The organism is Rhizobium bangladeshense (genome assembly GCF_017357245.1).
Lineage (GTDB): Bacteria > Pseudomonadota > Alphaproteobacteria > Rhizobiales > Rhizobiaceae > Rhizobium > Rhizobium bangladeshense.
In genome coordinates this window covers 3799519-3825296 of the sequence record NZ_CP071612.1, presented here as the reverse complement: position 1 = coordinate 3825296, position 25778 = coordinate 3799519, and the positions used below count along the sequence as shown (strand labels likewise).

General features: G+C 61.0%; 22 protein-coding genes. 12 read left to right on the top strand and 10 right to left on the bottom strand.

The genetic code is table 11. From position 1 onward, the window contains the following. Window positions 1-3: 3 nt before the first annotated feature. Entirely contained in the window at window positions 4-792 is a 789-nt protein-coding gene (locus J2J98_RS18435; RefSeq protein ID WP_207601784.1) for a creatininase family protein, read from the bottom strand. Window positions 793-877: 85 nt separating this feature from the next. Here J2J98_RS18435 and J2J98_RS18430 point away from each other — a divergent pair, with 85 nt between their 5' ends. From J2J98_RS18430 to J2J98_RS18420, 3 genes are all read left to right on the top strand, one after another. Continuing rightward, complete coding sequence (locus J2J98_RS18430; protein WP_064708676.1) at window positions 878-1390, top strand: MarR family winged helix-turn-helix transcriptional regulator; 513 nt, start codon at window positions 878-880, stop codon at window positions 1388-1390. Between the two features lie 119 nt (window positions 1391-1509). Continuing rightward, window positions 1510-2532 (top strand): LacI family DNA-binding transcriptional regulator, encoded by a 1023-nt coding sequence (locus J2J98_RS18425; RefSeq protein ID WP_064708677.1) that lies wholly within the window; start codon window positions 1510-1512, stop codon window positions 2530-2532. A gap of 26 nt (window positions 2533-2558) precedes the next feature. Next, complete coding sequence (locus tag J2J98_RS18420) at window positions 2559-3524, top strand: 2-hydroxyacid dehydrogenase (protein ID WP_207601783.1); 966 nt, start codon at window positions 2559-2561, stop codon at window positions 3522-3524. 131 nt (window positions 3525-3655) lie between these two features. Here the strand turns inward: J2J98_RS18420 and J2J98_RS18415 are convergent, their stop codons facing one another. After that, the gene (locus tag J2J98_RS18415) at window positions 3656-4432 is read right to left on the bottom strand and encodes a gamma-glutamyl-gamma-aminobutyrate hydrolase family protein (protein WP_138394927.1); all 777 of its coding nucleotides are present in this window, start codon (window positions 4430-4432) and stop codon (window positions 3656-3658) included. Between the two features lie 293 nt (window positions 4433-4725). Between J2J98_RS18415 and J2J98_RS18410 the strand changes: the two genes are divergently transcribed. Beyond that, on the top strand, window positions 4726-5832 hold the full coding sequence (locus J2J98_RS18410) for a TRAP transporter substrate-binding protein (protein ID WP_064712207.1): 1107 nt from the start codon (window positions 4726-4728) through the stop codon (window positions 5830-5832). Between the two features lie 86 nt (window positions 5833-5918). Here J2J98_RS18410 and J2J98_RS18405 read toward each other — a convergent pair whose 3' ends face one another. Together J2J98_RS18405 and J2J98_RS18400 are read right to left on the bottom strand one after the other, a co-directional pair. Next, window positions 5919-7406 carry a TRAP transporter large permease gene (locus J2J98_RS18405; protein WP_207601782.1) on the bottom strand — a complete coding sequence of 496 codons (1488 nt, stop codon included), beginning with the start codon at window positions 7404-7406 and terminating at the stop codon, window positions 5919-5921. Window positions 7407-7426: 20 nt separating this feature from the next. Continuing rightward, on the bottom strand, window positions 7427-7966 hold the full coding sequence (locus tag J2J98_RS18400) for a TRAP transporter small permease subunit (protein ID WP_064708682.1): 540 nt from the start codon (window positions 7964-7966) through the stop codon (window positions 7427-7429). A gap of 326 nt (window positions 7967-8292) precedes the next feature. Between J2J98_RS18400 and J2J98_RS18395 the strand changes: the two genes are divergently transcribed. The 6 genes from J2J98_RS18395 (at window position 8293) to J2J98_RS18370 (ending at window position 15085) form a co-directional block, all read left to right on the top strand. Next, a complete protein-coding gene (locus J2J98_RS18395; protein WP_207601781.1) occupies window positions 8293-10596 on the top strand; it encodes a putative bifunctional diguanylate cyclase/phosphodiesterase in 2304 nt (767 codons plus the stop codon). A 147-nt stretch (window positions 10597-10743) separates the two neighbouring features. Beyond that, window positions 10744-11496, top strand: a complete 753-nt coding sequence (locus tag J2J98_RS18390) for an N-acyl amino acid synthase FeeM domain-containing protein (protein ID WP_064712204.1) — start codon at window positions 10744-10746, stop codon at window positions 11494-11496. Between the two features lie 214 nt (window positions 11497-11710). Next, a complete protein-coding gene (locus J2J98_RS18385) occupies window positions 11711-11935 on the top strand; it encodes an aa3-type cytochrome c oxidase subunit IV (protein WP_064708685.1) in 225 nt (74 codons plus the stop codon). Window positions 11936-12137: 202 nt separating this feature from the next. Next, window positions 12138-13286 carry a Re/Si-specific NAD(P)(+) transhydrogenase subunit alpha gene (locus J2J98_RS18380; RefSeq protein WP_064708686.1) on the top strand — a complete coding sequence of 383 codons (1149 nt, stop codon included), beginning with the start codon at window positions 12138-12140 and terminating at the stop codon, window positions 13284-13286. After that, on the top strand, window positions 13286-13684 hold the full coding sequence (locus J2J98_RS18375; protein ID WP_064708687.1) for a proton-translocating transhydrogenase family protein: 399 nt from the start codon (window positions 13286-13288) through the stop codon (window positions 13682-13684). Before J2J98_RS18380 ends, J2J98_RS18375 begins: the two co-directional genes overlap by 1 nt. A 6-nt stretch (window positions 13685-13690) precedes the next feature. Continuing rightward, complete coding sequence (locus J2J98_RS18370; RefSeq protein ID WP_064708688.1) at window positions 13691-15085, top strand: NAD(P)(+) transhydrogenase (Re/Si-specific) subunit beta; 1395 nt, start codon at window positions 13691-13693, stop codon at window positions 15083-15085. Between the two features lie 32 nt (window positions 15086-15117). On the opposite strand, the gene J2J98_RS18365 is transcribed toward J2J98_RS18370, so the two are convergent. From J2J98_RS18365 to J2J98_RS18345, 5 genes are all read right to left on the bottom strand, one after another. After that, entirely contained in the window at window positions 15118-15600 is a 483-nt protein-coding gene (locus tag J2J98_RS18365) for a DUF992 domain-containing protein (protein WP_207601780.1), read from the bottom strand. Window positions 15601-15659: 59 nt separating this feature from the next. Beyond that, complete coding sequence (locus tag J2J98_RS18360) at window positions 15660-17312, bottom strand: sensor histidine kinase (RefSeq protein ID WP_207601779.1); 1653 nt, start codon at window positions 17310-17312, stop codon at window positions 15660-15662. 464 nt (window positions 17313-17776) lie between these two features. Further along, window positions 17777-18643, bottom strand: coding sequence for a tetratricopeptide repeat protein (locus tag J2J98_RS18355; RefSeq protein WP_207601778.1), 867 nt, complete (start codon window positions 18641-18643; stop codon window positions 17777-17779). Window positions 18644-18777: 134 nt separating this feature from the next. Beyond that, on the bottom strand, window positions 18778-18990 hold the full coding sequence (gene rpsU / locus J2J98_RS18350) for a 30S ribosomal protein S21 (RefSeq protein ID WP_003585885.1): 213 nt from the start codon (window positions 18988-18990) through the stop codon (window positions 18778-18780). Window positions 18991-19146: 156 nt separating this feature from the next. Beyond that, on the bottom strand, window positions 19147-20697 hold the full coding sequence (locus tag J2J98_RS18345) for an adenylate/guanylate cyclase domain-containing protein (protein ID WP_375337108.1): 1551 nt from the start codon (window positions 20695-20697) through the stop codon (window positions 19147-19149). A 283-nt stretch (window positions 20698-20980) separates the two neighbouring features. On the opposite strand from J2J98_RS18345, the gene J2J98_RS18340 reads away from it, so the two are divergent. Further along, a complete protein-coding gene (locus J2J98_RS18340) occupies window positions 20981-23152 on the top strand; it encodes a CHASE2 domain-containing protein (protein WP_207601776.1) in 2172 nt (723 codons plus the stop codon). A 5-nt stretch (window positions 23153-23157) separates the two neighbouring features. On the opposite strand, the gene J2J98_RS18335 is transcribed toward J2J98_RS18340, so the two are convergent. Next, window positions 23158-24177 carry a FecR family protein gene (locus tag J2J98_RS18335; RefSeq protein WP_138394918.1) on the bottom strand — a complete coding sequence of 340 codons (1020 nt, stop codon included), beginning with the start codon at window positions 24175-24177 and terminating at the stop codon, window positions 23158-23160. A 284-nt stretch (window positions 24178-24461) separates the two neighbouring features. Here J2J98_RS18335 and J2J98_RS18330 point away from each other — a divergent pair, with 284 nt between their 5' ends. Continuing rightward, window positions 24462-25715 (top strand): sarcosine oxidase subunit beta family protein, encoded by a 1254-nt coding sequence (locus tag J2J98_RS18330; RefSeq protein WP_207601775.1) that lies wholly within the window; start codon window positions 24462-24464, stop codon window positions 25713-25715. The last annotated feature ends 63 nt before the right edge of the window (window positions 25716-25778 follow it).

The window sequence follows — 25778 nt, the reverse complement described above, 5'->3', positions numbered from 1 at the left end:
TTTTCAACGGAGCTCGCCGAGATCGAATGCATCGACATCCTCCAGAAGTTCCACCAGCCCCTTTACCGAGTGAGCAATCAGCGCCTCTCCCTTTTCGGCCGTCGCAGCGGCGGCATTGCCTGCCACGCCTTGTTTGTTGAGATCCGACATCTTCCAGCCGAAGGCATGCGGGCCGTAGGCGCGCAGGTGCTTGAAGCGGGTGGCGAATTCCGTCTGCCGCGAAGGAAAATCCCCAGCCTTTGCCATGTCTACCTTGGTGGGGTGAAGAGCCAGCATGACCGATGTCTCGATATCGCCGCCATGGATGCCAATCGCCTTTTCCTCTGGTGCAATCACGCCATCCGGCAGCCCGAAGCGGGTCCAGCTCGTCGCCACAGCCAGCATGGCAAAGCGGATCCGCGCCTCGGTCGCGACAATAGTCATGAGGGGCGAATTGCCACCATGGGCGTTCAGCATCACGAGTTTGCGGATGCCTTGCTTCGCCAGCCCTTCGGCAATGGCGAGCCAGCGGTTGACCGCTTCGTCGAATGCGAGCGTCTTCGTTCCTTCAACATCCATATGTTCTATGGAGTAGCCGACCGATTCGGTGGGCAGGAAGGTGACCGACAGTCCGACGGGCAAGGCCATTTTCAATCGTTCGGCGATGCCTTCGGCAATCAGCGTGTCGGTTTCGAAAGGCAGGTGAGGGCCGTGCTGCTCATGGGCACCAAGCGGCAGCACCGCGATCGGGCGGCGCTCGCCAGGGGCGCGGACCGAGCCGCTGTCCTCGGAGCGGGGCGAAGACGTCATCATCCGGTCGTTGCCTCTTGTTTATGACGAGATCATGGGCAATGTCATATCGCAGCGGCGCCGGGGCTTAAAGATCAAAGGGATGGCTATGGGAAAGAAGCATAAGGACGGCAAGAAGAGCAAGTCCAAGAAGAAGGACCAGACGGAGTATACGCTTGTCGACCTCTCGCCGGCGCTGACCCAGGCAGCTCGTTCCATGCGTACGGTGCTGTCGCGCAACCTGTTCGAAAGCGGCCTCTATGCCGGCCAGGACGGCGTCATTCTCTCGCTGGCCGAGACCGACGGCATGACAGCTGGCGGTCTTGCGCAAAAGCTCGGAGTGAAAGCGCCAACCATGACGCGGACGATCGGCCGCATGGAGGCGCAGGGCTTTCTCGAGCGCAAACCCGATGCCGAGGATGCGCGCCTGACCAAGGTCTATCTCACTCCGCTCGGCCGTGACAGCGTGCGGGCGATCGAGATGGCGGCCTCGGCCTGCGACAGACTGGCGACGCAGGAATTTTCTGAAAAGGAAATCCGCAATCTCGTTCGACTCCTGAAGGCGATCGACGCCAATCTGCAGGCCGAAGCGCATGCCATCGAAGAGCCGGACGACGACTGAAATTTCCCAGAAAAGACGAATTGCCTGCTGCGGTTAAATCTTTTAATTAAACATTTTAAGGGCCGCGCCGGTTTCCCGGCGTGGCCTTGCTGTCTTGCGTGCTGCCTGGAGGAGGACACGTGGTCCAGAAGATCAAGCTTTCGACAATCGCCGAGACGCTCGGCATCTCAACGGCGACCGTGTCGCTCGCCTTGCGCGACAGTCCGCTGGTGGCCGGTAATACGCGGGAGAAGATCAAGGAGCAGGCGCGCGCGCTTGGCTATATCTACAATCGCCGTGCCGCCAGCCTGCGCACCTCACGCTCGGGCATCATCGGCGTCGTCGTGCATGACATCATGAATCCATTCTACGGCGAAATCCTGAAGGCGATCGAAAGCGAGCTCGATCGCAGCCGCCACACCTTCATTCTTTCCAACCATTACGATAATGTCGAAAAGCAGCGCACCTTCATAGAAACGCTCCTGCAGCTCGGCGGCGATGGCGTGATCATGTCGCCGGCAATCGGCACCCCGCCGGAAGATCTGCAGTTGGCGGAAGAGAACGGCATGCCGGCGATCCTCGTTGCCCGTTCGATGGAAGGTCTGGAGCTGCCGACCTATCGCGGTGACGACAGCTATGGCATCTCGCTCGCCACCAACCATCTGATCGGCCTCGGACATCGCTCGATTGCGATGATCGGCGGTACGGACCAGACATCCACCGGCCGCGACCGCTACCAGGGTTACGTCAATGCGCTGCGCAAGGCGGGCATCGAAGTCGACCCGAACCTGCGCATTCCCGGGCCTCGCTCAAAGCAGGGTGGTTTCGAGGCGGCTGTGCATTTCCTCTCCCTGCCGCAGAAGCCGACGGCGGCCGTCTGCTGGAACGATCTCGTCGCGATCGGCCTGATGAACGGCATTGCCCGCGCCGGCCTTGTGCCGGGCCGAGATATTTCCGTCACCGGTTATGACGATCTCGAGGAAGCCTCGATCGCCACGCCGGCGCTGACAACCGTCTGGAACGGCCAGACCGAGGTCGGCCGCCTGGCTGCGCGCGCGCTTCTCGATCGTCTTGCCGGCAGCCATGAACCTGACGGCATGCATCTCATCAAGCCGGAAATGCGAATCCGCCAATCGACCAGTCCCCATCGGCCCCGCGCCTGAACCAGACCCGTCCAAGAGGAAAAGCCATGTCCCGCATCGCCATTCTCGTTCCTGGGAAGATACACGAGCGTGTTCTCGAAAGGCTGAAAGATCGTTTTGAGATCATCGCTGTCGCCCGCGAGGAAAGGCTCGCGCTCGACAATGACACCGCCGGACGCATCCGCGGCGTCGCCGTCTCCGGCGCTTTTCCCGGCGCCTGGATGGACCAGTTGCCTGGTGTCGAAGTGATCGCCAGTTTCGGTGTCGGTTATGACGGCATGGATGTGAAGCGTGCAGCCGAAAAGGGCATCGTCGTCACCAATACGCCAGACGTTCTGAACGACGAGGTTGCAGATACGGCGATCGGCCTGCTCTTGAACACGATCCGCGAGTTGCCGCGGGCGGAAGCCTGGCTGCGTGCGGGCAACTGGAAGCCGGGCACGGCTTTTCCGCTGTCACGTTTCTCCCTCAAGGGCCGTCATATCGGGCTTTACGGCCTTGGCCGTATCGGGCTTGAGATCGCCAAGCGGCTGGAGCCGTTTAAGGTGAAGATCAGTTATCACACCCGTTCGCGCCACCCGGATGCGCCCTACGACTATTACCCGACGTTGAAGGAATTGGCGGAGGCGGTGGATACCCTGATCGCCATCGTTCCGAAGACGCCGCAGACGCATAAGACGATCGATGCCGATATCCTGGCCGCTCTCGGGCCGAACGGAGTTCTCGTCAATGTCGGCCGCGGCTGGACGGTTGATGAAGAAGCGCTGAGCGCTGCCCTCGCATCAGGCGCGCTCGGTGCGGCCGGCCTCGACGTCTTTTACGATGAGCCGACCGTGCCGTCCGGCCTGCTCGAACCAGCCAATGCCGTGCTGCTGCCGCACGTTGCCTCGGCCTCCGTGCCCACGCGCGTGGCGATGGCTGATCTGGTCGCCGACAATCTCATCGCCTGGTTCGAGAAGGGGACTGCGCTGACGCCGGTGCCGGAGACGCCGCAAAAGGTTAAGCGAGACTAACGTTGAGCGCCTTATGAAAATCTGAACCGCCTAGGCGCTGTGCGTCCTTTCGGACGAACAAGGGACGCTCCAGCACCCTGAAGCAGCCACTCGTGCTTTCCGAAGATCGCTCCGATTCTCGGGCCGATGCTCTAGGCGATTTCCGGCGCCGTCACAGGCAGTTTGCCGGCGGCGTAGCTGCGGACGGCGTCGCCGAAGGCGGCAAACAGCCGGTTCGACGCCTTGTCGGTTTCGGCCCAATATTCCGGATGCCATTGCACGCCAACGGCGAAGGCCCTGGCATCGATCACGGAAACGGCCTCTACCGTGCCGTCTTCGGCGGTGGCTTCCACCTGCAGGCGCGGCGCGGTTCTGGCGATCGCCTGTCGATGCAGCGAATTCACGCGGATATCGCCGGGGCCGAGAATCTCTGCGATGCAGGAGCCTTCCTTGATATGGACAGTCTGGCGGATGGCATACATGCCATCACGGTCCACACCCTCCGGCCGGCGATGATCCCAGATGCCGGGCTGCTCATGGATCTCGCTTGCCAGCGAGCCGCCGAGAGCGACGTTGAGTTCCTGAATGCCGCGGCAGATGGCGAGCAGCGGGATGGCGCGGTCGATGGCGCGGCGGATGAGCGGCAGGCTGGTGGCGTCGCGGGCGGGATCAAAGGGGCCGTCCCTGTCAGTCGCCTCGACGCCGTAAAGCGCGGGATGCACATTGCTGGCCGAACCTGATACCAGCAAGCCATCGACGCGGTCGAGGATCGCGTCACTATCGTAGCCTGCCTCGAACGCGGGGATCATGAAGGCCATGACGCCGGCCGCATTCAATGCGGCGCTCAGATATTGATGCTGAACGGCATGCCAGGTCGCGCCGTCGAAGCTGCGGATATCGGCAGGAATGGCAACAATCGGTTTCGTCATGTTCGCCCCGGTGAAATCTCTGCTCGTCGTTTCTGCCGCCAGAACGGCGGTGAAGTCAACGCCTGCCTCATGTCCGGTGGACAAATTGCGGCGCAAGTGGCACCGCGGCTCTCCGGCGCGCGCTAAGCTGCTGATTTTGATGGGCGCGTCGCGCGCTGCCCTATTGGCTATCCTGATGCCAAAGGCTAATAGACTAAAGCTTGAATCGCGGCCCCTGCCATGCTTAGCTCTGCCCTCGCTGCGGGTAGGGGTGAAGATTGGCCGCGCAGTGCCATCTATACGGGAGGTTTTTGATGGATCGTCGTTCGTTTTTCAAGAAGGCGGGAACTGCCGGCGCCGGAGCGGTTGCCGCAACGGCACTGGCAGCGCCTGCGATCGCGCAGGAGAATCCGAAGATCGCATGGCGCATGACGTCGTCATTTCCGAAGAGCCTGGACACGATCTATGGCGGCGCCGAGGACATCTCCAAACATGTCGCCGCTGCGACCGACGGCAATTTCACGATCCAGCCTTTCGCAGCCGGTGAAATCGTTCCCGGCCTGCAGGCCGTCGATGCGGTCGCCGCCGGCACGGTCGAGGCAGCGCATACCACCTCCTATTATTTCGTCGGCAAGGATCCGGCCTATGCCTTCGGAACAGCCATTCCCTTCGGGTTGAACAGCCGCCTGACCAATGCCTGGTTCTATGAGGGCAACGGCAACAAGCTGATGAACGAGTTTTATGCCACACAGGGCATGTATGCCTTGCCGGCGGGCAACACCGGGGCGCAGATGGGCGGCTGGTTCCGCAAGGAAATCAATACTCTCGACGATCTCAAGGGTGTCAAGATGCGCATTGCCGGCCTTGCCGGACGCATCATGGAGAAGGTCGGTGTCATTCCGCAGCAGATCGCTGGCGGCGACATCTATCCGGCGCTCGAAAAGGGTACGATCGACGCGGCGGAATTCGTCGGTCCCTATGACGACCTGAAGCTTGGCTTCCATAAGGTAGCGAAATACTATTATTACCCGGGCTGGTGGGAAGGCGGCCCGACCGTGCATGCGTTCTTCAACCTCGATAAGTGGAGCAACCTGCCGAAGCACTATCAGGCAGCGCTCACCGACGCCTGCGCCTTCGCCAACACCAACATGCTGGCAAAATACGACATGAAGAACCCGACGGCGCTGAAACAGCTCGTTGCGGAGGGTGCGACGTTGCGCCCGTTCAGCCAGGAAATCATGGAAGCCAGCTTCCAGGCGGCGATGGGCATCTATGGTGAAATCTCGGCCAACAACCAGTATTTCAAGAAGATTTACGAGGACCAGACCGCCTTCAAGCGCGATGCCTATCTGTGGATGCAGCTTTCGGAATATACCTTCGATACGTTCATGATGATCCAGCAGCGGGCCGGGAAGCTCTGAGCTTCTGGCCGACGGCATTCGTCGACGCTTGATCGCCACTGATGACAAAACCCCCGGATTTCGGTCCGGGGGTTTCTTTTTCCGTGTTATTTGCCGGGCGCCGGCGCTCCGGGCAGGCCGTTCAGCGGCGGCAGGCTGAGGCCTGGAATCTGAGGCGAGCCGTTGCCGCCGCCCACCGGCGGCAGGCCGAGTTGACCGCCGAAGCCCGGCACTTCGATCTTGATGGAGCTCGGATCCACCTTCGGGCTGCGGTCCAGCCAATAGGTGACCGATTGCGGCCAGAAGATCACGATCGCTACCAGGATCAACTGCATGCCGACCCACGGGAGGGCGCCCATGTAAATATCCGAAGTCTTGACCTCCTTGCCGGCGATCGAGCGGAGGTAGAAGAGCGCAAAGCCGAACGGCGGGTGCATGAAGCTGGTCTGCATGTTGACGCAGATCAGCACGCCGAACCAGATCAGGTCGATGCCGAGACTGGAGGCGACGGGGGCGAGCATCGGGATGACGATGAAGGCAATCTCGAAGAAATCGAGAAAGAAAGCGAGCACGAAGATGAAAATGTTGACGAAGATCAGGAAACCGACCGGGCCACCGGGGATGCCGGACAGCATGTGCTCGATCCAGCGCGAACCATCCATGCCCTGGAACACCAGGCTGAAACAGGTGGAGCCGACCAGGATCATCACCACCATTGATGTAATATGGGTGGTCGACGTCATCGCCTCGCGGATCAGCGGCCAGGTGAGGCGGCGATGCAAGGCGGCGAGCGCCATGGCGCCGACGACGCCGAGGGCGCCGGCTTCCGTCGGCGTCGCAAGTCCCATGAAGATCGTGCCAAGCACGAGGAAGATCAGCACCATCGAGGGCACCATGCCCATCAGCACCTTGGCGAGCAGCGCCCAGTCAAGGTCGCCGCGTATCTCTTTCGGCAGGGGCGGCATTGATTTCGGCCGGACGATCGACATAACCAGAATGAAGAGGACGAAGATCGCCACCTGCAGGATCGAGGGGCCGATGGCGCCGAGATACATGTCGCCGACCGACCTGCCGAGCTGGTCGGCGAGAACGACGAGCACCAGCGAGGGCGGGATCACCTGTGTAATGGTGCCGGAGGCGGCGATGACGCCGGTGGCAAGGCGAGGGCTGTAACCGTAGCGCAGCATGATCGGCAGCGAGATCACCCCCATGGTGATCACCGAGGCCGCCACCGTGCCGGTGATGGCGCCGAGCACTGCGCCGACGAGGATGACAGCATAGGCGAGGCCACCGGGAATGCCACCGAAGAGCTTGCCCGTGCCTTCGAGCAGATCCTCGGCAAGCCCGCAACGTTCCAATACGGCTCCCATGAAGGTGAAGAAGGGAATGGCCAGCAAAAGGTCATTGGAGACGATGCCGAAAAAGCGCAGAGGCAGTGCTTGCAGAAACGCTTCGCTGAAATGACCAGTGATGATGCCGATGATGCCGAAGAACAAGCCGACGGCAGCGAGCGAAAAGGCGACCGGAAAGCCGTAGAGCATGAAGATGACCATGCCGAGGAACATGGCCGGCGGAATGTAGCCGAAATCAAACAAATCCGTTCCTCCCGGGAGCGCTACTGCAGCGGCTTTTCGTATTTGGTGTCGATGCTGATGTGGCCGGTGAGGGCGGCGATCCGCTTGATCAGTTCCGAGATGCCCTGAAGAGAGAGCAGCGCGAAGCCTGCGACGAGGATCAGCTTGACGGGCCAGCGGATCAGCCCGCCGGCATTACCCGATATTTCCCCCTGCCGGTAGGAAAGCGCGAAGAAGGGCCAGCAGAGCCAGGTGAGAAAGATGCAGACCGGGATGAGGAACAGGATCAGGCCGACGACATCGATCCAGATCTTTGCCTTGTCGGAGACAGCGCCATAGATCAGGTCGACGCGGACATGCTCGTTATTGTTAAGCGCATGCGAAGCGCCGAGCATGACAACGAAGGCGAAGAGATACCACTGGATCTCAAGCCAGCCGTTCGAACTGTAGTTGAAGGCGTAGCGGACGATGGCGTTTCCGGCGCTGATCAGACAGCAAAACAGCACCATATATTCGGAAAGTTTTCCCATGATCCGACTGATCGAATCGATCAACCGGCTTGCTGCCAAAAGTGCCGACATTCGTTTCCCTTGTTCTTGTCCTGCCGTTTTTCGGCAGCTTTCCCTCTTTGGAATCGGTGTAGACCAGGGCCTTTGAAATTGGAAGGACAAATGCCTGGCGTTGGAGCATAGTCTAAGGCGCAGAGGGCGGCCGGCACGGTCTTTCGATGTTTTCACAACCAAAGCGCGGATGAATATTTTCCAATTCTCGCCGGAAGGCTGCATAATCTCGCGTAAGGTGCGGAGTTCATCCTGCAGTTTTAGAAAATTTGACCAAATGTTTGGTTCGGTTGAAATCAATTTTTAAAGGGTTGGGCTTAGAATCCCCGCGCACAGGGAAAGTGTGGATGAAGCCAGATAACCCGAACAGGGTCCCTATAGATGTGTATTTGTCGTTTGTGAGCTCCCTTTCCGGGAACCGCATGACGCTTCTTGCCGGCGTGATCGTCCATGTAGCGACATGCCTCGCCGTTGCTGCCAAGACGCAATATTCCATCTACATCCTGTTGTCGCTCGCCTTCCTTCTGGTCTTCAGCGCCCGCATGGCCATCTTCCGGCAGTTCGATCGCGTCAACAAGGAACGCCTGTCGCGCGCCGACATTGAGCGCTGGGAGCGGATCCTCGTCGCCGGTGCTGCCTGCACCACCGCTCTTCTTGGCTTTGCCAGCGGCTACGCGATCTTCGTCGTGCATGATTCCTTTGCGGAGCTTGCCTGCATTTCCGTCACCATGGCGACCATGGTTTCGGTCGTCGGCCGAAATTACGGGTCGCGCCTTGCGGTCGATCTTCAGACATTCTCCTGCTGCCTGCCGATGATCGTCTGCAGCCTGTTGGCAATGGATTTCTACCGCGGCCTGCTGTCGATCTTCCTCATTCCCTTCTGGCTGACGACCAGGGCCATGGCGAACGGCGTGCGCGAGTTTCTTTACGAGAACGTCATCGCCCGCCGGGAAGTCACCGTTATCGCCGACCGTTTCGATACCGCGCTCAACAACATGCCGCATGGCCTGGTGATGGTCGATGCCGAAAACCGTATTCAGGTCGTCAACCGGAAGGCCTGCGAGCTATTGAAAATCGGTGCGCCGGAGCGGCTGAAGGACCGTGATCTCGGCGCCGTGCTGCGTTATGGCGCACGTTACAGCTTCATGGACGCTTCGCAGCCGGAGCTCATCCTGCGCCAGCTCACCCAGGTTGCCGAAGGAAACCTGTCGCGCACGCTCATCCATTTCCCCGAGGGACTCTCGCTTGAATTCTCAGCCAGCCGAAGGGCCGACGGCGGCGCCGTGCTGATCTTCGAAGATGTTTCGAGCCGGGTGAAGGCGGAGCAGAAGATCATGCACATGGTCCGCTTTGACGCGCTGACCGGCCTGCCGAACCGCGAATATTTCGGCCAGTTGGTGCAGGAATATCTGGCCAGGCACCCGCGGAAGTCAGGGCCACTCGGTTTCATGGTCCTCGATATCGACGAGTTCAAACATGTCAACGACATGCGTGGACACGTCACTGGCGACCATCTGCTTTGCGCAATTGCCGCCCGCATCAAACAGGTCTGTGGCAACGCTATCCTCGGCCGGCTGATGGGAGATCAGTTCATCCTGTTCTTCCCGCATGCGAGGGAGCCGGCCTCGCTCGATCTTGAGATCCGTCGCGTACATGCCGCGATCCAGGGCCATTACGAGGTCGATGAGCTGACCTTTCTCGTTTCGCTCAGCGCGGGTTACGCGACATTCGAAAGCACGGCCTTTGCGTTGGATGAATGGAGCGTAAAGGCGGATCTCGCGCTCTTCGAGAGCAAGTCGCGCTTTAGGGGCGGCATATCAGGCTTCGAGCGCGAGATGGATGGGCGCTACATCGAGCAGCAAAAGCTGAAGGCGGACCTGCGTGAAGCGGTCGCAGCGCAGGCGCTGCATCTCGTCTTCCAGCCGATGTTCCGGGCCGACGGGTCGCGGATCGAATGCGCGGAGGCGCTGGCTCGCTGGGTGCATCCGACGAAAGGCGCGATCCCGCCCGACGTCTTCATCAAGCTCGCCGAGGATATGGGCATCATCTCCGACATCACCCGTTTCGTGCTGTTCAAGGCCTGCAGCGAATGCATGACCTGGCCGGAGCACATCGCCGTCTCAGTCAATCTCTCGGCGCGAGATCTGCGCGATGCCGACATTCTGCAGGTGGTTGCCGATGCGCTTGCCCATTCCGGGCTCGACGCGGGGCGGCTGCACCTTGAGATCACCGAAAGCTGCTTGATCGACGAGCCGCAGGCGGTGCGCGCCATCCTGGCGGAGCTCAGAGCCCGTGGCATCACCATCGCGATCGACGATTTCGGCACCGGCTTCTCCAGCCTCAGCTATCTCGACACGCTGCCGCTCGACATCGTAAAGATCGACCGCTCCTTCGTACGCAATATCGTCGAGGATACCCGTCGCCTCAAGCTCCTGCGCGGCACGGTCAATCTAGCGCGCGAACTCGGTCTCAAAATCGTCATCGAGGGCGTCGAGACCGATGAGCAGCTGGCGCTGCTCAATAAGCACCGCAGCACCGATCTCGTGCAGGGCTACGTGTTTTCGCCGCCGGTGCCTTCCCAGAATATCACCCTGCTGCAGCAGGGCATCGGTCGCCGCAGCGTCCAGCGTCGTCGCAACAAAGTCGCCTGAGCGCTCCGCAGCGGCCGCTATTTCCCAAAACAGTTCGCCGCGCGCCCGTTAACCTTAATAGTTTATATACGGCCCGAATTATCGGATTTCCTTGCCTAAATCGCGCTGGCGTATGATTAATGATCCGTTAACGAGCGGATCAAGAAAATGTCAGAGACACTGTTCAAGCGAAGTGATTTCAGCACGAAAATTTTGGAAATATTGGATCATGTCGAATATCGCCGCGTCGAAAGCAGTGAGGACATGGAGCAGGTGGAACGCCTGCGCTACAAGGCTTATAAGGCTCATGACGTGCTGGCGCTCGCCCCGAAGGGGCTGCTTGACGACAGCGATTTCGACAGCCACGCCTATATTTTCGGCCTGTACTATTATGGTGAACTGATCAGTACAATCCGGGTTCATTATGTGACACCGGAGCATCGCCTCAGCCAGTCCGGCGGCGCTTTTCCCGAGGCGATGGACGAGCTTCTGGATTCCGGGCTGACCTTGATCGATCCGGCGCGTTTTGCAGCCGATCCGGAACTCACTGCCGACCTGCCATGGGTCCCCTATCTGACGTTGAGACCCACAATCGTCGCGGCCGCCTATTTCCGTGCGGATCGAGTTCTTCAGTTTGTCCGGCCGCCCCATGCGGCTTTCTACAAGCGGGTCTTCTATGCCGATACGGTCGTTCCCGGGCGGCTGGCGAAGAATTATGGAATCGACATGACCCTGATGGCGACGAATGTGATCGAGGTCGGACGCAAGCTGTTGACGCGCTATCCCTTCTTCATCTCCAGCGCCAGTGAGCAGCGCATGATGTTTTCGCGCAATCCCAACGACACACTGCCGCCGCTGACCATCATTCCGACGGCGCGCTTCGTTCCGCAAGGCGAACTCGGCACAGACCTGCCGCTCTAGCTTCTCCTGTCCTCCAAATGGGGGAGAAGATAGGGGCGATGACGCGACCGCCGCCGCACTCTTTTTCCACGCGGAAGAAGGTGGTTGGAAGCGCGGCTGCGGCATTCTCATGCATTGCGCTTTCGCCTGTCATTGTGTAATTCCTGCTGCCAGGGACTTCCCTCGGCCCAAGAGGGAATCAAGCAGCGGAAAGCATTTCAGGGAGACGATATTTATGGCCGAACATCATACCGGACCGGTCGAGACCGGCGCGCCGATGGATTACAAGGAACATGAGCAGACCTACAACATGTTCGTTGCCGGCACGAAATACGGCACGATGCTTCTCATCGTTCTCCTGCTGGCTATGACCGCCGGTTTCTTCGGCGGCGCTGGCCTCCTTGGCGGTCTCTTCGTCTTCATCATTCTTCTCGCCGCCGGCATCTTCCTGGTCCGCTGATCTCGGCTGGCGCATCGCCGGAAAGTCGGAATCGATTTTCGGAGAGCGCGATGCTCGATCCAAAGAGTTCGAGCGTCTGTGCGTCCGGGAGGACGCTAGACGCTCCAAGGGGAGGGGAGGCTTCTCCGAAGCTTTGTGAATTAGGTGCTTGGCCTGCGCAGGCGAGCCTGCGGCGGTCTGGCTGACCCGGAGGAGGGGGCAGTTGGGCAATATTGTTTTCGTTGCTAGGGAAATCACGGACGGGGAGACGCGTGTCGCAGCCTCAGCCGAGACCGTGAAGAAGATGAAGAGTTTCGGCTTCGATGTCGTCGTTGAAGCCGGCGCGGGTGCGGCTTCGCGTATTCCGGATGGCGAGTTCGAGGCAGCCGGCGCCAGGATCGGCAGCTTTACCGACGCTGCCGCGGCCGACGTGGTGCTGAAGGTGCGCCGCCCGAGCCTATCGGAGCTCTCGGGTTATAAGAACGGCGCCGCCGTCATCGCGATCATGGACCCCTACGGCAATGACGAGGCGATCGCCGCACTCGCAGGTGCCGGGCTTTCGGCCTTCGCGATGGAGCTGATGCCGCGCATCACCCGCGCTCAGTCGATGGACGTGCTCTCCTCCCAGGCTAATCTTGCCGGTTACCAGGCCGTCATCGAGGCTGCGGCGGTTTATGACCGCGCCATGCCGATGATGATGACGGCGGCAGGCACCGTGCCGGCTGCCAAAGTCTTCGTCATGGGCGCCGGTGTTGCCGGTCTTCAGGCAATCGCCACAGCCCGTCGCCTCGGTGCTGCGGTCTCGGCCACTGACGTCCGTCCGGCCGCCAGGGAACAGGTCGCCTCGCTCGGCGCCAAGTTCATCGCCGTCGAGGACGACGAGTTCAAGGCGGCGGAAACGGCAGGCGGCTACGCCAAGGAAATGTCGGCCGACTATCAGGCCAAGCAGGCTGCCCTGGTGGCCGAACACATCGCCAAGCAGGATATCGTCATCACCACCGCTCTCATTCCCGGCCGGCCGGCGCCGCGGCTCGTGTCGCGCGCCATGCTTTCTTCGATGAAGCCGGGTGCGGTCGCCGTCGACCTCGCAGTCGAGCGCGGCGGCAATATCGAGGGCGTTGTTGCCGGCGAGGTCGCCGATGTCGAAGGCGTGTGCGTGATCGGCTTCGCCAATATGCCCGGCCGGGTCGCGGCCAGCGCCTCGGCGCTCTACGCCAAGAACCTCGTCACCTTCCTCGAGACGATGGTCAACAAGGAAAGCCGGAGCGTCGTCGTCAACCTAGATGACGAGCTCGTCAGGGCGACGATGCTGACCTATGCCGGCGATGTGGTTCATCCCGCCTTCGGCGGCGTGAAGAAGGGAGACATATGATGGCCAGTGAAGCGATGGACAGAGCGCTGGAGCAACTGAACGACGCGGTTGCGGCCGTCGCCACTGCAGCCGCGCATGCCCCGGAGGCGGCAAGCGCTGCGACCGGCGGGGCGATCGATCCTTTCGTCTTCCAGCTCGCGATCTTCGTCTTGTCGATCTTCGTCGGCTATTACGTCGTTTGGTCGGTGACGCCGGCGCTGCATACGCCGCTGATGGCCGTCACCAATGCGATCTCCTCCGTCATCGTGGTCGGCGCACTTCTGGCGGTCGGCATCTCCACAAGCGGGCTTGCGACCGGTTTCGGTTTCGTCGCCCTGGTGCTCGTTTCGGTCAACATCTTCGGCGGCTTCCTCGTCACGCAGCGAATGCTTTCGATGTACCGCAAGAAGGACCGGTGAGGATCGATGACCAATATCGCAGCCTTCCTCTACCTCGTCTCCGGCGTGCTGTTCATCTTGGCGTTGCGCGGTCTTTCGCATCCAGCCACGAGCCGCAAGGGCAATCTTTACGGCATGGTCGGCATGGGGATCGCCATCCTGACGACGCTGGTGCTGGCGACGCCGAGCGTCGGCGGTTTCGTGCTGATCGTCCTCGGCCTTGCCATCGGCGGCAGCGTCGGCGCCTATGTCGCCCGCACCATCGCCATGACTTCGATGCCGCAGCTCGTCGCCGGCTTCCATTCGCTGGTCGGCCTTGCCGCCGTGCTGGTCGCGGCTTCCGCGCTCTATACGCCTGCCTCGTTCGGCATCGGCGAGATCGGCCATATCCATACCGAGGCGCGCATCGAGATGGCGCTCGGTGTGGCGATCGGGGCACTCACCTTCACGGGCTCGATCGTCGCCTTCCTGAAGCTCGACGGGCGCATGTCCGGCAAGCCGATCCTGCTGCCCTACCGGCATCTGATCAATGCCGCACTGCTGGCGCTGATCGTGCTCTTCATCGTCGGGCTTGCCATGACCGAAAGCCATGTCGATTTCTGGGCCGTCGTGGCGCTGTCGCTGGTGCTCGGCGTCCTGCTGATCGTGCCGATCGGCGGCGCCGACATGCCGGTCGTCGTTTCGATGCTGAATTCTTATTCGGGCTGGGCCGCGGCTGGCATCGGCTTCACTCTCGGCAATCTGGCGCTGATCATCACCGGTGCCCTCGTCGGTTCCTCCGGCGCCATCCTCTCCTACATCATGTGCAAGGGCATGAATCGCTCTTTCATCTCCGTCATCCTCGGCGGTTTCGGCGGTGAGACTGTGTCGGGCGGGGCCGACACATCGGACAGGACGGTCAAGCTCGGCTCGGCGGAAGATGCCGCCTATCTGATGGTGAATGCGTCGAAGGTCATCATCGTGCCGGGATACGGCATGGCGGTCGCCCAGGCCCAGCATGCGCTGCGTGAACTCGCCGATAATCTAAAGAAGAACGGTGTTGAGGTCAGATATGCGATCCACCCGGTCGCAGGCCGCATGCCCGGCCATATGAACGTGCTGCTAGCCGAAGCCAATGTTCCCTATGATGAGGTCTTCGAGCTCGAGGACATCAATTCAGAATTCGCCCAGGCCGACGTCGCCTATGTCATCGGTGCCAATGACGTTACCAATCCGGCGGCGCGCGATGACAAGACCTCGCCGATCTACGGCATGCCGATCCTCGACGTCGACCGGGCCAAGACCTGCCTCTTCGTCAAGCGTTCGCTTGGCTCGGGCTATGCCGGCATCGACAACACGCTGTTCTACAAGGACGGCACGATGATGCTGCTCGGCGACGCCAAGAAAATGACCGAGGATATCAACAAGGCGATCGGTCACTGAGCCTGATGCAGCTGCCCTTTTGGCCGCTTTTCTCATATCTCGCCCGGGACCAGGGTCAGCTTCTCGACGCCGACAGCCAGGTTCAGCCCTTCCTGGGCCTGAACATTCAGCGGCTGCAGCATGAAGGCCTTATTGGTGCCGCCGGCGATCACCTTGGCGCCGGCACCGGCACCGAGACTCGCATCGGCGCCGATGCCGAAATATTCGCCGGCGAGGGCGAACTCAGGCATGTCCGTGCCAGTCTTTGCCAACACCTGCCAGATCATCACGCTCTTGCCGGTCTGGCCGAGGTCAATGCCGAATTTCTCTATCTTACCGGCATAGACCGCCTTGGCGCCGCCGGCCGCCGGCGTATAGGTGCAGATGAGATTCTTCTGCGAGGTGATGATAAGACCCTGACCGCCATCCGATCCGCAGACCAGACGGCCAAGCGTCACATAACTTTCGGCGTTCGCCGAGCTTGCCCAGGCGGCGGCCGCCAGAGCCGCGGCGGCGATCATCGTTTGCTTGAACATGGTCCTTCTCCTTGGGAACGACCTGTTCGAAACGGGTTGAACTGGCGATTGTTCCTGGCTTATTCCCGCTCCAGCGCCGCGCGCTGGGCCGTCAGCACCCATAAGAGGCCCTCCGGTCGGAAATCGACCTGCACCGTGCCACGGAAGGCGGAGGCGGCATGCGCCTTGATAACCGTCGTGCCGAAGCCCGAGCGTGACGGCTCTGTTACCGGCGGGCCGCCGCTCTCTTCCCAGGTGAAGCGGAGCAGGGCATCCGGCTTGTCTTCTTCCCTGACATCGTGCCACTCGAAGCGGACGCGGCCTTGCGGGACGGAGAGGGCACCATATTTCACCGAATTAGTGGCGAGTTCATGCAGCGCAAGGCCGAGGTTCTGCACCGCATCCGGCTTCAGGATGAAATCTTCGCCTGCGATTTCGATCTGCTCGCGCGATTGCGGGAAGGCCTGCAGATGGATGTCGACGACCCGCCGAAGCGACACGCCTCCCCATTGCTCGCTGGTCAGGAGCTCGATCGAACGCACCAGTCCCTCAAGGCGGTCGGCGACGGCGGCCTGAAAGGTTTCGACGCTGTCGGCTTGCTTGGCGAGTTGGCGCATCATGGCCTGCGCAAGTGTGAGAAGGTTCTTGGTGCGGTGGACAAGTTCATGCATGACGAAGCGCAGCCGGTCCTCGGTCTGGCTGCGATCGAAAGAGGCGTTCGAAAGAGCGATCGCCACCTGGTTCGCCTCGATGACGCTCGTTTCGACGGGTGAGACAATGTGGCCTTCGCCCATTCGGTTCGCCATGTCGGCGATCTCGCGGATCGTGGTGCGGACCTGTCTCGCGACCGCATAGGCGGCTAACACGGCGACGAGCACGAGTGCGACACCTCCGATGATGAGGAAACGCCAGGTGCTGAGAATCGAGGCCTGCGCCACCGGCCCCCAGATCACCGTCTTCCACGACCAGCCCGGAATTTGCGCATAACCAAGAAGCATGTGCGGCAGGATCGTCTTATCCTCGAAGACGCCTCGGAAGCTGCCGAGCGCCGGCAGGATACGCGGGTCGAAGGGCGTGCCGGGTTCGAGATTGGCCGGGCCGGTGGCGGCGACGACATGGCCGCCTTGGTCGATGACGGCGGCCGACCAGCCTGGCGCCAAACCCTCGGTCGTCACCAGCCTGCTCAGATCCTTGGCATCCTGCGTGATGATGAGGGCTGCCACGGGATCGTTCGCCCGCGGCAGGGTCACATTATAAACCCAGTCGCCGCTGGTCCGGCCGCGGAAGACATCGGACGCCTCGATGCGGCCGGAGGTCATGGCCGATTCGAGTGCAGGCATGTTCGCGACCTTGCTGAGCGGGGTGCCAAAGGCTCGGCGCGTGTTCAAGAGTTGCTGGCCGGTGCGGTCGACGGCGATGACGAATAGTGTATTGTCCCGCAACGCTGTTTCCGTGCGTTCGTGGAAGGCGGCGAGATTGCCGTTTTCGAGTTCCGGCGAGCTCGACAGCAGCCGGAGCGTCGTCGCCATGTCCTGCAGCTGGCGGTCTATGATTCGCGAAAGGGCAACCGCATCCTGGGCCGTCTCGCGTTTCAGCGCCGAACGCTGGTTGTCCTCCAACTGCAGCAGAAGCAACGCCACGAAGGCAAAAATCGGCAGCGCGATCGCAACCGCCATGGCGACCAAGTAGGTGCCGATCGAAGCTTTGGGGAAAAACAATGTGACGATCTTCATTTATTGCGCCACATCGCCCGCGCCATTGCCTCATTCTGCAAACTGGAATCGATCCAAGACACAATCAGACTGCAATTCCACGTGAAGCCGCCTTTGCGCGTCTTGAAAGACGCGCGGCGCCGTCGTGCCCGCTGCCCGCAACAGTTTTCGTCTGCGGTCAGGAAAGCAAAGATCCGCATCTCTCGCAAACCGCCCTCAACATGTTTTCGCGCAGCCCGATAGCGGGCTATCGAAGCAGCCCATGTTAGGGGGAGCAAAAGCAGGTTGCAACATAGTATGACATGCCATCGAAGACGGCGGCGGTTTTTCCGCCTCTCTTTTCAAAGCGATGCTGCGGCCTTCATGACGGCTCGCTTACGCTGCACAGGCATCGGGCCGGTCATTGGTCAGGCGGCTCTGCCGGTGATTTTGTTGCAATGCCGGGTCCTGGGGCTTCCGAGGTCCGGCCGCCCCAATTCACATCTTTAGCCGGCTGGAACGCCGACTCGGGCGAGACCGTCGCGGGCCGGCTGGTATTTCGGATCGAGTCCAACGGCGTGGCGATAGGAACGGGCGGCCTTTGCCTTGTCGCCGCGGCGTTCGTAGACGAGCGCTTGATTGGCCCAGGATTCGGCGATGTTGCCGTTGAGCTCGATCGCATGATTGAAATCGGCAAACGCGTTGTCGTCATCATTCAGCGCGAAGTAGGAGACGCCGCGGCCATTGTAGGGCTCGGGTGAATTCGGCGCGAGCGAGATGGCTTTCGAGAAATCGTCGATTGCCTTATCCTGTTGATTGCGCTTCTGGTAGATCAGCCCACGGTTGTGGTAGGCGCGGCCATCGGTCGTGCCGAGCTGGATCGCCTTGCTGAAATCGTTGAAAGCCGCATCGTCCTGGCCAGCCATGCGATAGACATTGCCGCGGCCGATATAGGCGACGTCGTAGCTCGGGTTGATCTGCAGGGCGGCATTGTAGTCGGCAATCGCCTGCTGCTGCTGGCCCATGTTGCGGTAGACCAGGGCGCGGTTGGCATAGGCCTGGAAGAAGCGCGGGTTGATCTGCAATGCCGTGTTGAAATCGTTCAACGCCTGGCGGAACTGGCCGCCGCGGCCATAGGCGGAACCACGGACATTATACCCTTCGGGATCTCTCGGATTGGCGTTGATGACCGCCGTCAGCGATGCAATATTCTCTTCCGAACCTTGTGCCTTGTCGATGCGGATTACGGCATCGGTGGTATTGGTCGTCTCGCAGCCGGCGAGACCAACCATGGCCGCCAGCGTCAAAGCCGGCAGGAATGCGGTTTTCTGAAAGCGCCATGCGCGGGACGGATTGAAGGTGGTATCAGCCATTCGGGCTCGCTTTCCCCATGCGGCATATCCGATGTTTGGATATGCGATCTTCAGCGGCAAACTAAAAAGGCGGCGGCGAACCCATCGCCCCCGCCACAATGCATCTGAAAACGTCGAAAAAACGACGGCAACGCTTAGCGTGCGACCAGACCTTCGCGCTGGGCGCGCTTGCGGGCCAGCTTGCGAACGCGGCGAACAGCCTCGGCCTTTTCGCGAGCGCGCTTCTGCGACGGCTTCTCGTAGTAGTCGCGCATCTTCATTTCGCGGAAAATGCCTTCGCGCTGCATCTTCTTCTTGAGAGCGCGGAGAGCCTGATCGACATTGTTATCGCGGACAAGTACCTGCACGAGAATCACGTTCCTTTGGTTTGGTTGATGCCAGAGGCAGCGCAGCGCCAGGGGCAAAAATATAACGTTCGCGCGGCCGCAGCCTTGCGATTGGTGATGCGGGATAGCAGATCGAGTAGGCGAAGTCCAGACGGATGTGGAAGGCGGGCGGAAAAATCACGCCTCGCCTGATATCCGGTTGCGCTCCATAGTCTCGGGGAGGGCTTCATCAAGTGCTGCGATCGCCTCCTTGAGAGCCGTCCTGACCCGAAGACGGTCAGCCGGTTCCAGCCGGCCCATGTCCAGATGCAGGTCGAGGCCCGAGAGATGCTCGCTGAGAACGCGGCTCTTGTGATCGGCGCCGAGCTTCAGCCCGTCCACGGCATAGGGCACGACTTCGCGCTGTATGCCCTTCATGGTGATCGGCGGCAAGGGATGGGCATCGACGATCTCGTTCACCAGCGCATAGGTTTCGTAGCTGATGACGATTTCCCCGCCCTGGGCGATCGATTGCAGTCGGGCCGCCAGATTGGCCTCGGCGCCGATGATCGTATAGTCCATGCGGTCGCTGCTGCCGAAATTGCCGACGTTGCAATAGCCGCTGTTGATTCCCATGCGCACCACGAAGGGTTCTTCCGTGCCGTTCCTGCGCCATCTGTCCTTAAGCTCGCCGAGACGGCGCTGCATGTCGACCGCCATGCGCAGGCATGCCTTCGCATCCTCTTCCGGCCCCTTCGTTTCGGGATCGCCGAAGAAGACCAGCATCGCGTCGCCGATGAACTTGTCCACCGTGCCGCCATGCTGTAGCGCGATGTTCGACATTTCGGTCAGATATTCGTTGAGCATTTCCGTCAGGGCTTCCGGCTGCAAGCGCTCAGTGGTCGCCGTAAAATCCTTGATGTCTGAGAAGAAGATCGTCAGACGCTTACGCTCGGTATGGACGACGACGTCCTTCTGCCCGCTGAAAATGCTCTTGTAGATCTGTGGCGAGAGATAGCGCGAAATTTTCAGGGAAATGCTGGCGAGGAACTCATTCGCCGCTTCCAGATCCTGATTGGCGCCGTGGATCGCGCGCGTCTGCTGCCGCTGGAGAAGGATGAAGCTGATGCCGATGACGGCGACGAACAGGAAATAACAGAGCAGGTATTTGAAGGCGAAGACGTTGCTGGCATAGGGCTGGCGGATGACAACTTCCTGTATGCCGCGCACATCGCCGACCTTCCAATCGGTTTTTGGGCTTTCGGGATGAGTATTGTGGCAGGCGACACAGGCCTGGCCCATGACCACCGGGGTGATGAACCGCAAGGTGTCGGTTAACCCGACGCGGGTAAGGTCGTTCAGCGCTTGCTGCGGATTGGCGCGCAGGGCGGCGAGCGCCTTTCTCTCGAAGTCGTCGAGCTCGTGGGATGCGCGGCTCTTGAAGGGAAGGTCGGAAACGAAGCGGTAGGTGATATTGGCCTGCTGCTCCTTGATAACGTCTCCGAGCTCCAGGGAAAGGGTTGCCGGCAGCGGGATGGCGCCTGGAATATTGGCATAGTTATGGGAAACGACCGTGCCTGAGGTCGCACCGCTCGCGTGTGCGGCCAGAACACGCCCCACGACATTCGTCGAATAATAAGAGCGGATGCTTGAAATCAGCGAGCTCATGTCTCGCGCCTGACGCCGCAGGGTATTGCCCGAGAGATCGCTGATATCGAGCCAGACGGCCAACGGCAGTCCCCCGAGCATTGCCAGCACGACGACAATAAGCCAGTAGCCGCTCCGACGCGCGGCGGATTCGGAAATCACGGGCGACCCCTCGTTCTTTTTGCGGAAAAGCATCCGATTTGCAGCCGCTAGAAGAACATTTCGCTGCCCGCCCGGCAAGATCGATGCCTTGTCATTCGGGCAAAAGCCCGGCTGAAAATTGGAGGTATCTGCGAATGGCATTCAGAATGAAAGCGGCGTAGCCTGTCCGTCGGCAGTTGCGGGCCCGATCGGCCGGCCGTGGGAGGGGACAGCCGGTGAGATCATGACGCGCGTGCAGCAAATCGGTGTCGTTATCGGTCTGGCGATCGTGGCTCTGCTCACGATTCTGCGGGCTGGCGATCCCGGAATTTTCAAGCTGATCCGCGGCGTGACATTTGACGAGTATCAGCGGCTGGTTCCGCGGACCTTCGAGCCGATGCCAGTCCGCGTCATCGACATTGATGAGGCCTCGTTGCGCGAATTCGGGCAATGGCCTTGGCCAAGGGACCGGCTGGCCCTCCTCGTGGACCGGCTTTCGGAGATGGGTGCCGCGGCCATCGCCTTCGACGTTCTCTTCTCCGAGCCGGATCGGTTGTCGCCGCGCAACATCGTCCGGGAGGTCATTGGTATCGATCCTTCGCTTGCCGAAAAGCTGCCCGACAATGACGAGATATTCGCCCGCTCGATCGCCGAAAAGCCGGTCGTGCTCGGCTTCGGCCTCTCCAACGAGGGCAGTTACCGGCCGCCCGTCAAGGCGGGCTTCGCATTCACGGGCGAAAGCCCCGTCTCGGCTCCGCCCCATCTCGGCGCCTCGACGCCGCTCAGACCGCACCTGGAAACCAATGCGGCGGGGCTCGGCCATATCAGCCTCAACCCCGGAAACCCTTCGCCGGTGGTGCGGGCAGTTCCGCTGTTCCTAACCGACGGAGAACAGCTCTATCCCAATCTCGCGGTCGAGGCGCTGCGCGTCGCACAGGGCGCCTCGACCTACGTACTATCCGGCGCTCCCGACCACGCCGGTATTATGACATCGGCTAAGATCGGCGACTTCGTCGTCCCGCTGACGGCGGCTGGCGAACTCTGGCTTTATGTCACTACCGACCGGGCCGAGCGGTATATCTCCGTCCGGCAGGTGCTTGCGCCGGGAGGCGTCTCCACCGAGACGGCAGCGGCCATCAACGGGAGCATTCTCTTCGTCGGCACATCGGCAGCTGGCTTGCAGGACATCCGCGTTACCGCGCTCGGCGAGAACGTTCCCGGGGTTTCGCTGCATGCGCAGGCGGCCGAGCAGATCCTCTCCGGCCAATTCCTGTCTCGGCCCGACTGGGCGGACGGGCTTGAAATCCTTGTCATCGCGGTGCTCGGATGCCTGCTCGTCGTGGTGACGACCTTCGTCAGCCCCGCCGTCGCGCTGGTCTGCGGCCTGCTGATCACCGCAATGGCGCTGGTGGCGTCGTGGCTCTCTTTTCTCTATGCGGGGCTTCTCTTCGATCCGCTGGCCCCGATCGTCAGCGGATCGATCACCCATTTTGCCGCGACCTCCTTCAAGATCCTCGTGATCGACCGAGAGCGGCGTGAGGTGCGGCGCGCCTTCGGGCATTATCTTTCTCCGTCGTTGCTCCACCGCATCGAGCATAATCGTGACGCATTGCGTCTTGGCGGCGACGACCGCGAGCTGACGGTCATGTTCGTCGATGTCAGGAACTTCACCGAGATGAGCGAGCGGCTGGCGCCGACCGATGTCGTCGCCTTCCTGAATACGCTGCTGGACGCGCTGAGCCGCCATGTCGTGGCTAATGAAGGCACGCTCGACAAGTTCATCGGCGATTCGATCATGGCTTTCTGGAATGCGCCCGTCGATGTGGCGGATCACGAAACCAAGGCGGTTCGCACAGCGCTGGCCATGCGCGAGACACTCGCCGAACTGAACGCCGGCGACGCCTTCGGCTTCGGGCCTGATCAGGAGGTCGGCATCGGCATCGGTATCCATACCGGCCTTGCCTGCGTCGGCAACATGGGCGCCAAGACCCGCTTCAACTATTCGGCCGTCGGAGACGCCGTCAACGTTGCTGCCCGCATCGAGTCATCCTGCAAGGAGGTCGGCTTCGATATCCTCATTTCCGACAGTACAGCACGGTCAGTGCAGGGAATGGCACTGATCGAAGCCGGCGCGCTCCCGCTCAAGGGGAAGAGCAACCGGACACAGATCCTGGCCGTGGTCGGCGACGAGCGCGTCGCCGCGTCCCCGGAATTTGCGGCTCTTGAGGTCGTTCACAGGCAGTTGATGCAGGCCCTGCAATCGCATTCGCGGAACAGCCGGAAGCTTATCGGTACGGCAAAGGTCAGAGCGGTGCAGGTGATCGGCGGTTTGGCGGAATTCTACCAGCGTATATCCGGCCGGGCCGATCATTTTCGCGAAGTGCCGGAGGGGATCGAAAACAGCGCAGCCGACTGATCGCCTCAGCGGCCGCGATTGAAACTCCGACTCCTGTCGTGGCTAAGGTCGCTGTCGCGATCATGATCACGATTGTGATCGCGATATCCATGACGGTCGCGGTCGTGTCCGCGATGATCCTCGCCATGATTCCCGGGCTTGCCGTCATCGTCATGCCGGCCATGGCCATCATGCTTGTCGTGCCGATCGGGCTTGTGGTGATGCGGCTTGTCGTGATGCGGCTTCTCATGATCAGGCTTGTCAGGCTTGGCCGGCCGCTCCTTTTGCGGCTCGGCCTGTCTCTGCGGCGGATCCTGCCTTTGGGGGGTGGGCGCAATCGCGGGCGGAGGGCGCGTTCTGTCTTTTCTCTCTGGTGCAACGGAGGCCATATTGCAGCCTCCGAGCATACCGATGCCGCCCACAAGCCGCTGGTTGCCGGAGAGGAAGGGTAGGGCGCGGGAAGTTCCGAGCTTATCGAGAACGCTGGGGTCGACCCGGCGGGCCGGCGACATATCACCGTTCGGCTTGGCGACCACGCAATCGCAGCGCTGCTGCAACTGCCGGCACCCGCCGGGGCCGCAGAAACTGGCCGCGCCGTTCAAGAGGACGACGGCGGTGGTGCCGTCGGGGCCGACGTAAAAATCGAATGCAGTCCCGCGCACGCCGATCGTGCCTGCCGGCGTCAGGATTTGATAGGCCGAGGATTTGGAATTGCCGCTGACCCACCGGAAGGTCCCCTTGGCGGCCTTGATGGTGAGTTTCTTGACCGATTGAGAGTCGTCGAAAACATACTTGTCAATAACGACGGACGAACCCCAGCCGACCGCAAGTTTGGTGCCGTCCCTAAACAGAAACTGGCCGAGCCCCGACTGGGATGTTTTTATGCGTTCGTCACGGTGAACGCTTGTGTTGACTTCAATTGGGCCGGCTTGTCCCGTTACCTCAGTCTTGATGAGGACAGCCTGGCCAACCGGCTCGGCGGCGGCTAGGTGGGCGCTGCCGAGCACAGTAAAAAGCGTCTGGAATAATAAACGCCGCCCCCGCATGATACACCAACCCCGCAACCGGGCGAAATTAACACTTTGGTAACTGCTTGTCTTTTCACCCTCTTGGGTTAGGCCGACCCTGCCGCCGGGTGGAAAGTCATCTTGCATGGCATGATTGGGAAGCGGCGCTCGGCACCATCGAAAAATTGCGCAGTTTTCGACATGATGTCGTTCAGTGTCAAAAGCGAAGCTCTCGCGCGTCGCAAAAGAGCCGTTGTGCCGCATTTGGATTTGCGATTTGTATGGGCGCGAGAACAGCCCTTGCCTGAAGGAGAACAAGGCAGATGCGGAAATATTCGGTTTTTGCCGTGGCGCGAGAGGCCCTTCGCGGCCACCGAGGTTGGGAGAAGCAGTGGACTTCGCCGGAGCCCCGCGCCGAATACGACGTCGTCATCATCGGCGCGGGTGGGCACGGCCTCGGAGCCGCCTATTATCTCGCCAAGGAGCACGGCATCACCAATGTAGCAGTGATCGAGAAAGGCTGGCTCGGCGGCGGCAATACAGGGCGCAACACCACCATCATCCGTTCGAATTATCTCTATGAAGAGAGCATGCACATCTACGAGCATTCGATGAAGCTCTGGGAAGGGCTTTCGCAGGAGCTCAACTACAATGTGATGTATTCGCCGCGCGGCGTGATGATGCTCTCGCACAATATTCACGACCAGCAGTCCTTCAAGCGGCATATCCATGCCAACCGGCTCTACGGCATCGACAATGAATGGCTGACACCGGAGCAGGCGAAGGCCTATTGTCCGCCGCTCGATATCTCCGCCAGTGCGCGCTATCCGATCAATGGCGCAGCGCTGCAGCGGCGCGGCGGCACCGCGCGGCATGATGCGGTAGCCTGGGGATATGCGCGGGCCGCCTCCGATCGTGGCGTGCACATCATCCAGAACTGCGAAGTGACCGGCATCCGGCGCGGTCCGGACGGACGGGTGATCGGGGTCGAGACCTCGCGCGGCTTTATCGGTGCCAAAAAAGTCGGCGTGTCGGCCGCGGGCCATACGTCAACAATCATGAAGATGGCGGATGTGCGCGTGCCGTTGCAATCGAGTCCGCTGCAGGCGCTGGTCTCCGAGCCGCTGAAGCCGATCTTCCCCTGCGTAGTCATGTCGAACACTGTGCATGCCTATATCTCCCAGTCCGACAAGGGCGAGCTCGTCATCGGCGCCGGCACCGACCAGTACAATTCCTATTCCCAGACGGGCGGGCTGCAGATCATCACGCATACGCTCGACGCCATCTGCGAGCTCTTCCCGATGTTCCGGCGCGTCAAGATGATGCGGCAATGGGGCGGCATCGTCGACAATACGCCGGACCGTTCGGCAATCCAGTCGAAGACGCCGGTCCCCGGCCTGTACGTCAATTGCGGCTGGGGCACCGGCGGCTTCAAGGCGACGCCGGGTTCGGCCAATCTCTTCGCGCATTTGATCGCCCGCGATGAACCGCACAAGTTCAGCGCCGGCCTGACGCTGGAGCGCTTCCGCAGCGGCCGGCTGATCGATGAAGCGGCGGCTGCGGCGGTGGCGCACTGATAATGAACACTTCCGCTCGTATGCTCGCTCCTTTGGTCGCTTACCCCCTCACCCGCCTTTCAG

What these genes read in the sequence shown, in the direction of transcription:
- J2J98_RS18345 (WP_375337108.1), bottom strand. Translation starts at nt 20,697, where the DNA reads ATGCTCGGGGGACTGCCGTTGGCCGTCTGGCTCGATATCAGCGATCTC.
- J2J98_RS18415 (WP_138394927.1), bottom strand. Translation starts at nt 4,432, where the DNA reads ATGACGAAACCGATTGTTGCCATTCCTGCCGATATCCGCAGCTTCGAC.
- J2J98_RS18400 (WP_064708682.1), bottom strand. Translation starts at nt 7,966, where the DNA reads ATGTCGGCACTTTTGGCAGCAAGCCGGTTGATCGATTCGATCAGTCGG.
- J2J98_RS18360 (WP_207601779.1), bottom strand. Translation starts at nt 17,312, where the DNA reads ATGAAGATCGTCACATTGTTTTTCCCCAAAGCTTCGATCGGCACCTAC.
- J2J98_RS18435 (WP_207601784.1), bottom strand. Translation starts at nt 792, where the DNA reads ATGATGACGTCTTCGCCCCGCTCCGAGGACAGCGGCTCGGTCCGCGCC.
- J2J98_RS18370 (WP_064708688.1), top strand. Translation starts at nt 13,691, where the DNA reads ATGACCAATATCGCAGCCTTCCTCTACCTCGTCTCCGGCGTGCTGTTC.
- J2J98_RS18390 (WP_064712204.1), top strand. Translation starts at nt 10,744, where the DNA reads ATGTCAGAGACACTGTTCAAGCGAAGTGATTTCAGCACGAAAATTTTG.
- J2J98_RS18385 (WP_064708685.1), top strand. Translation starts at nt 11,711, where the DNA reads ATGGCCGAACATCATACCGGACCGGTCGAGACCGGCGCGCCGATGGAT.
- J2J98_RS18340 (WP_207601776.1), top strand. Translation starts at nt 20,981, where the DNA reads ATGACGCGCGTGCAGCAAATCGGTGTCGTTATCGGTCTGGCGATCGTG.
- J2J98_RS18365 (WP_207601780.1), bottom strand. Translation starts at nt 15,600, where the DNA reads ATGTTCAAGCAAACGATGATCGCCGCCGCGGCTCTGGCGGCCGCCGCC.
- J2J98_RS18375 (WP_064708687.1), top strand. Translation starts at nt 13,286, where the DNA reads ATGGCCAGTGAAGCGATGGACAGAGCGCTGGAGCAACTGAACGACGCG.
- J2J98_RS18335 (WP_138394918.1), bottom strand. Translation starts at nt 24,177, where the DNA reads ATGCGGGGGCGGCGTTTATTATTCCAGACGCTTTTTACTGTGCTCGGC.
- J2J98_RS18330 (WP_207601775.1), top strand. Translation starts at nt 24,462, where the DNA reads ATGCGGAAATATTCGGTTTTTGCCGTGGCGCGAGAGGCCCTTCGCGGC.
- J2J98_RS18430 (WP_064708676.1), top strand. Translation starts at nt 878, where the DNA reads ATGGGAAAGAAGCATAAGGACGGCAAGAAGAGCAAGTCCAAGAAGAAG.
- J2J98_RS18410 (WP_064712207.1), top strand. Translation starts at nt 4,726, where the DNA reads ATGGATCGTCGTTCGTTTTTCAAGAAGGCGGGAACTGCCGGCGCCGGA.
- J2J98_RS18355 (WP_207601778.1), bottom strand. Translation starts at nt 18,643, where the DNA reads ATGGCTGATACCACCTTCAATCCGTCCCGCGCATGGCGCTTTCAGAAA.
- J2J98_RS18395 (WP_207601781.1), top strand. Translation starts at nt 8,293, where the DNA reads ATGAAGCCAGATAACCCGAACAGGGTCCCTATAGATGTGTATTTGTCG.
- J2J98_RS18420 (WP_207601783.1), top strand. Translation starts at nt 2,559, where the DNA reads ATGTCCCGCATCGCCATTCTCGTTCCTGGGAAGATACACGAGCGTGTT.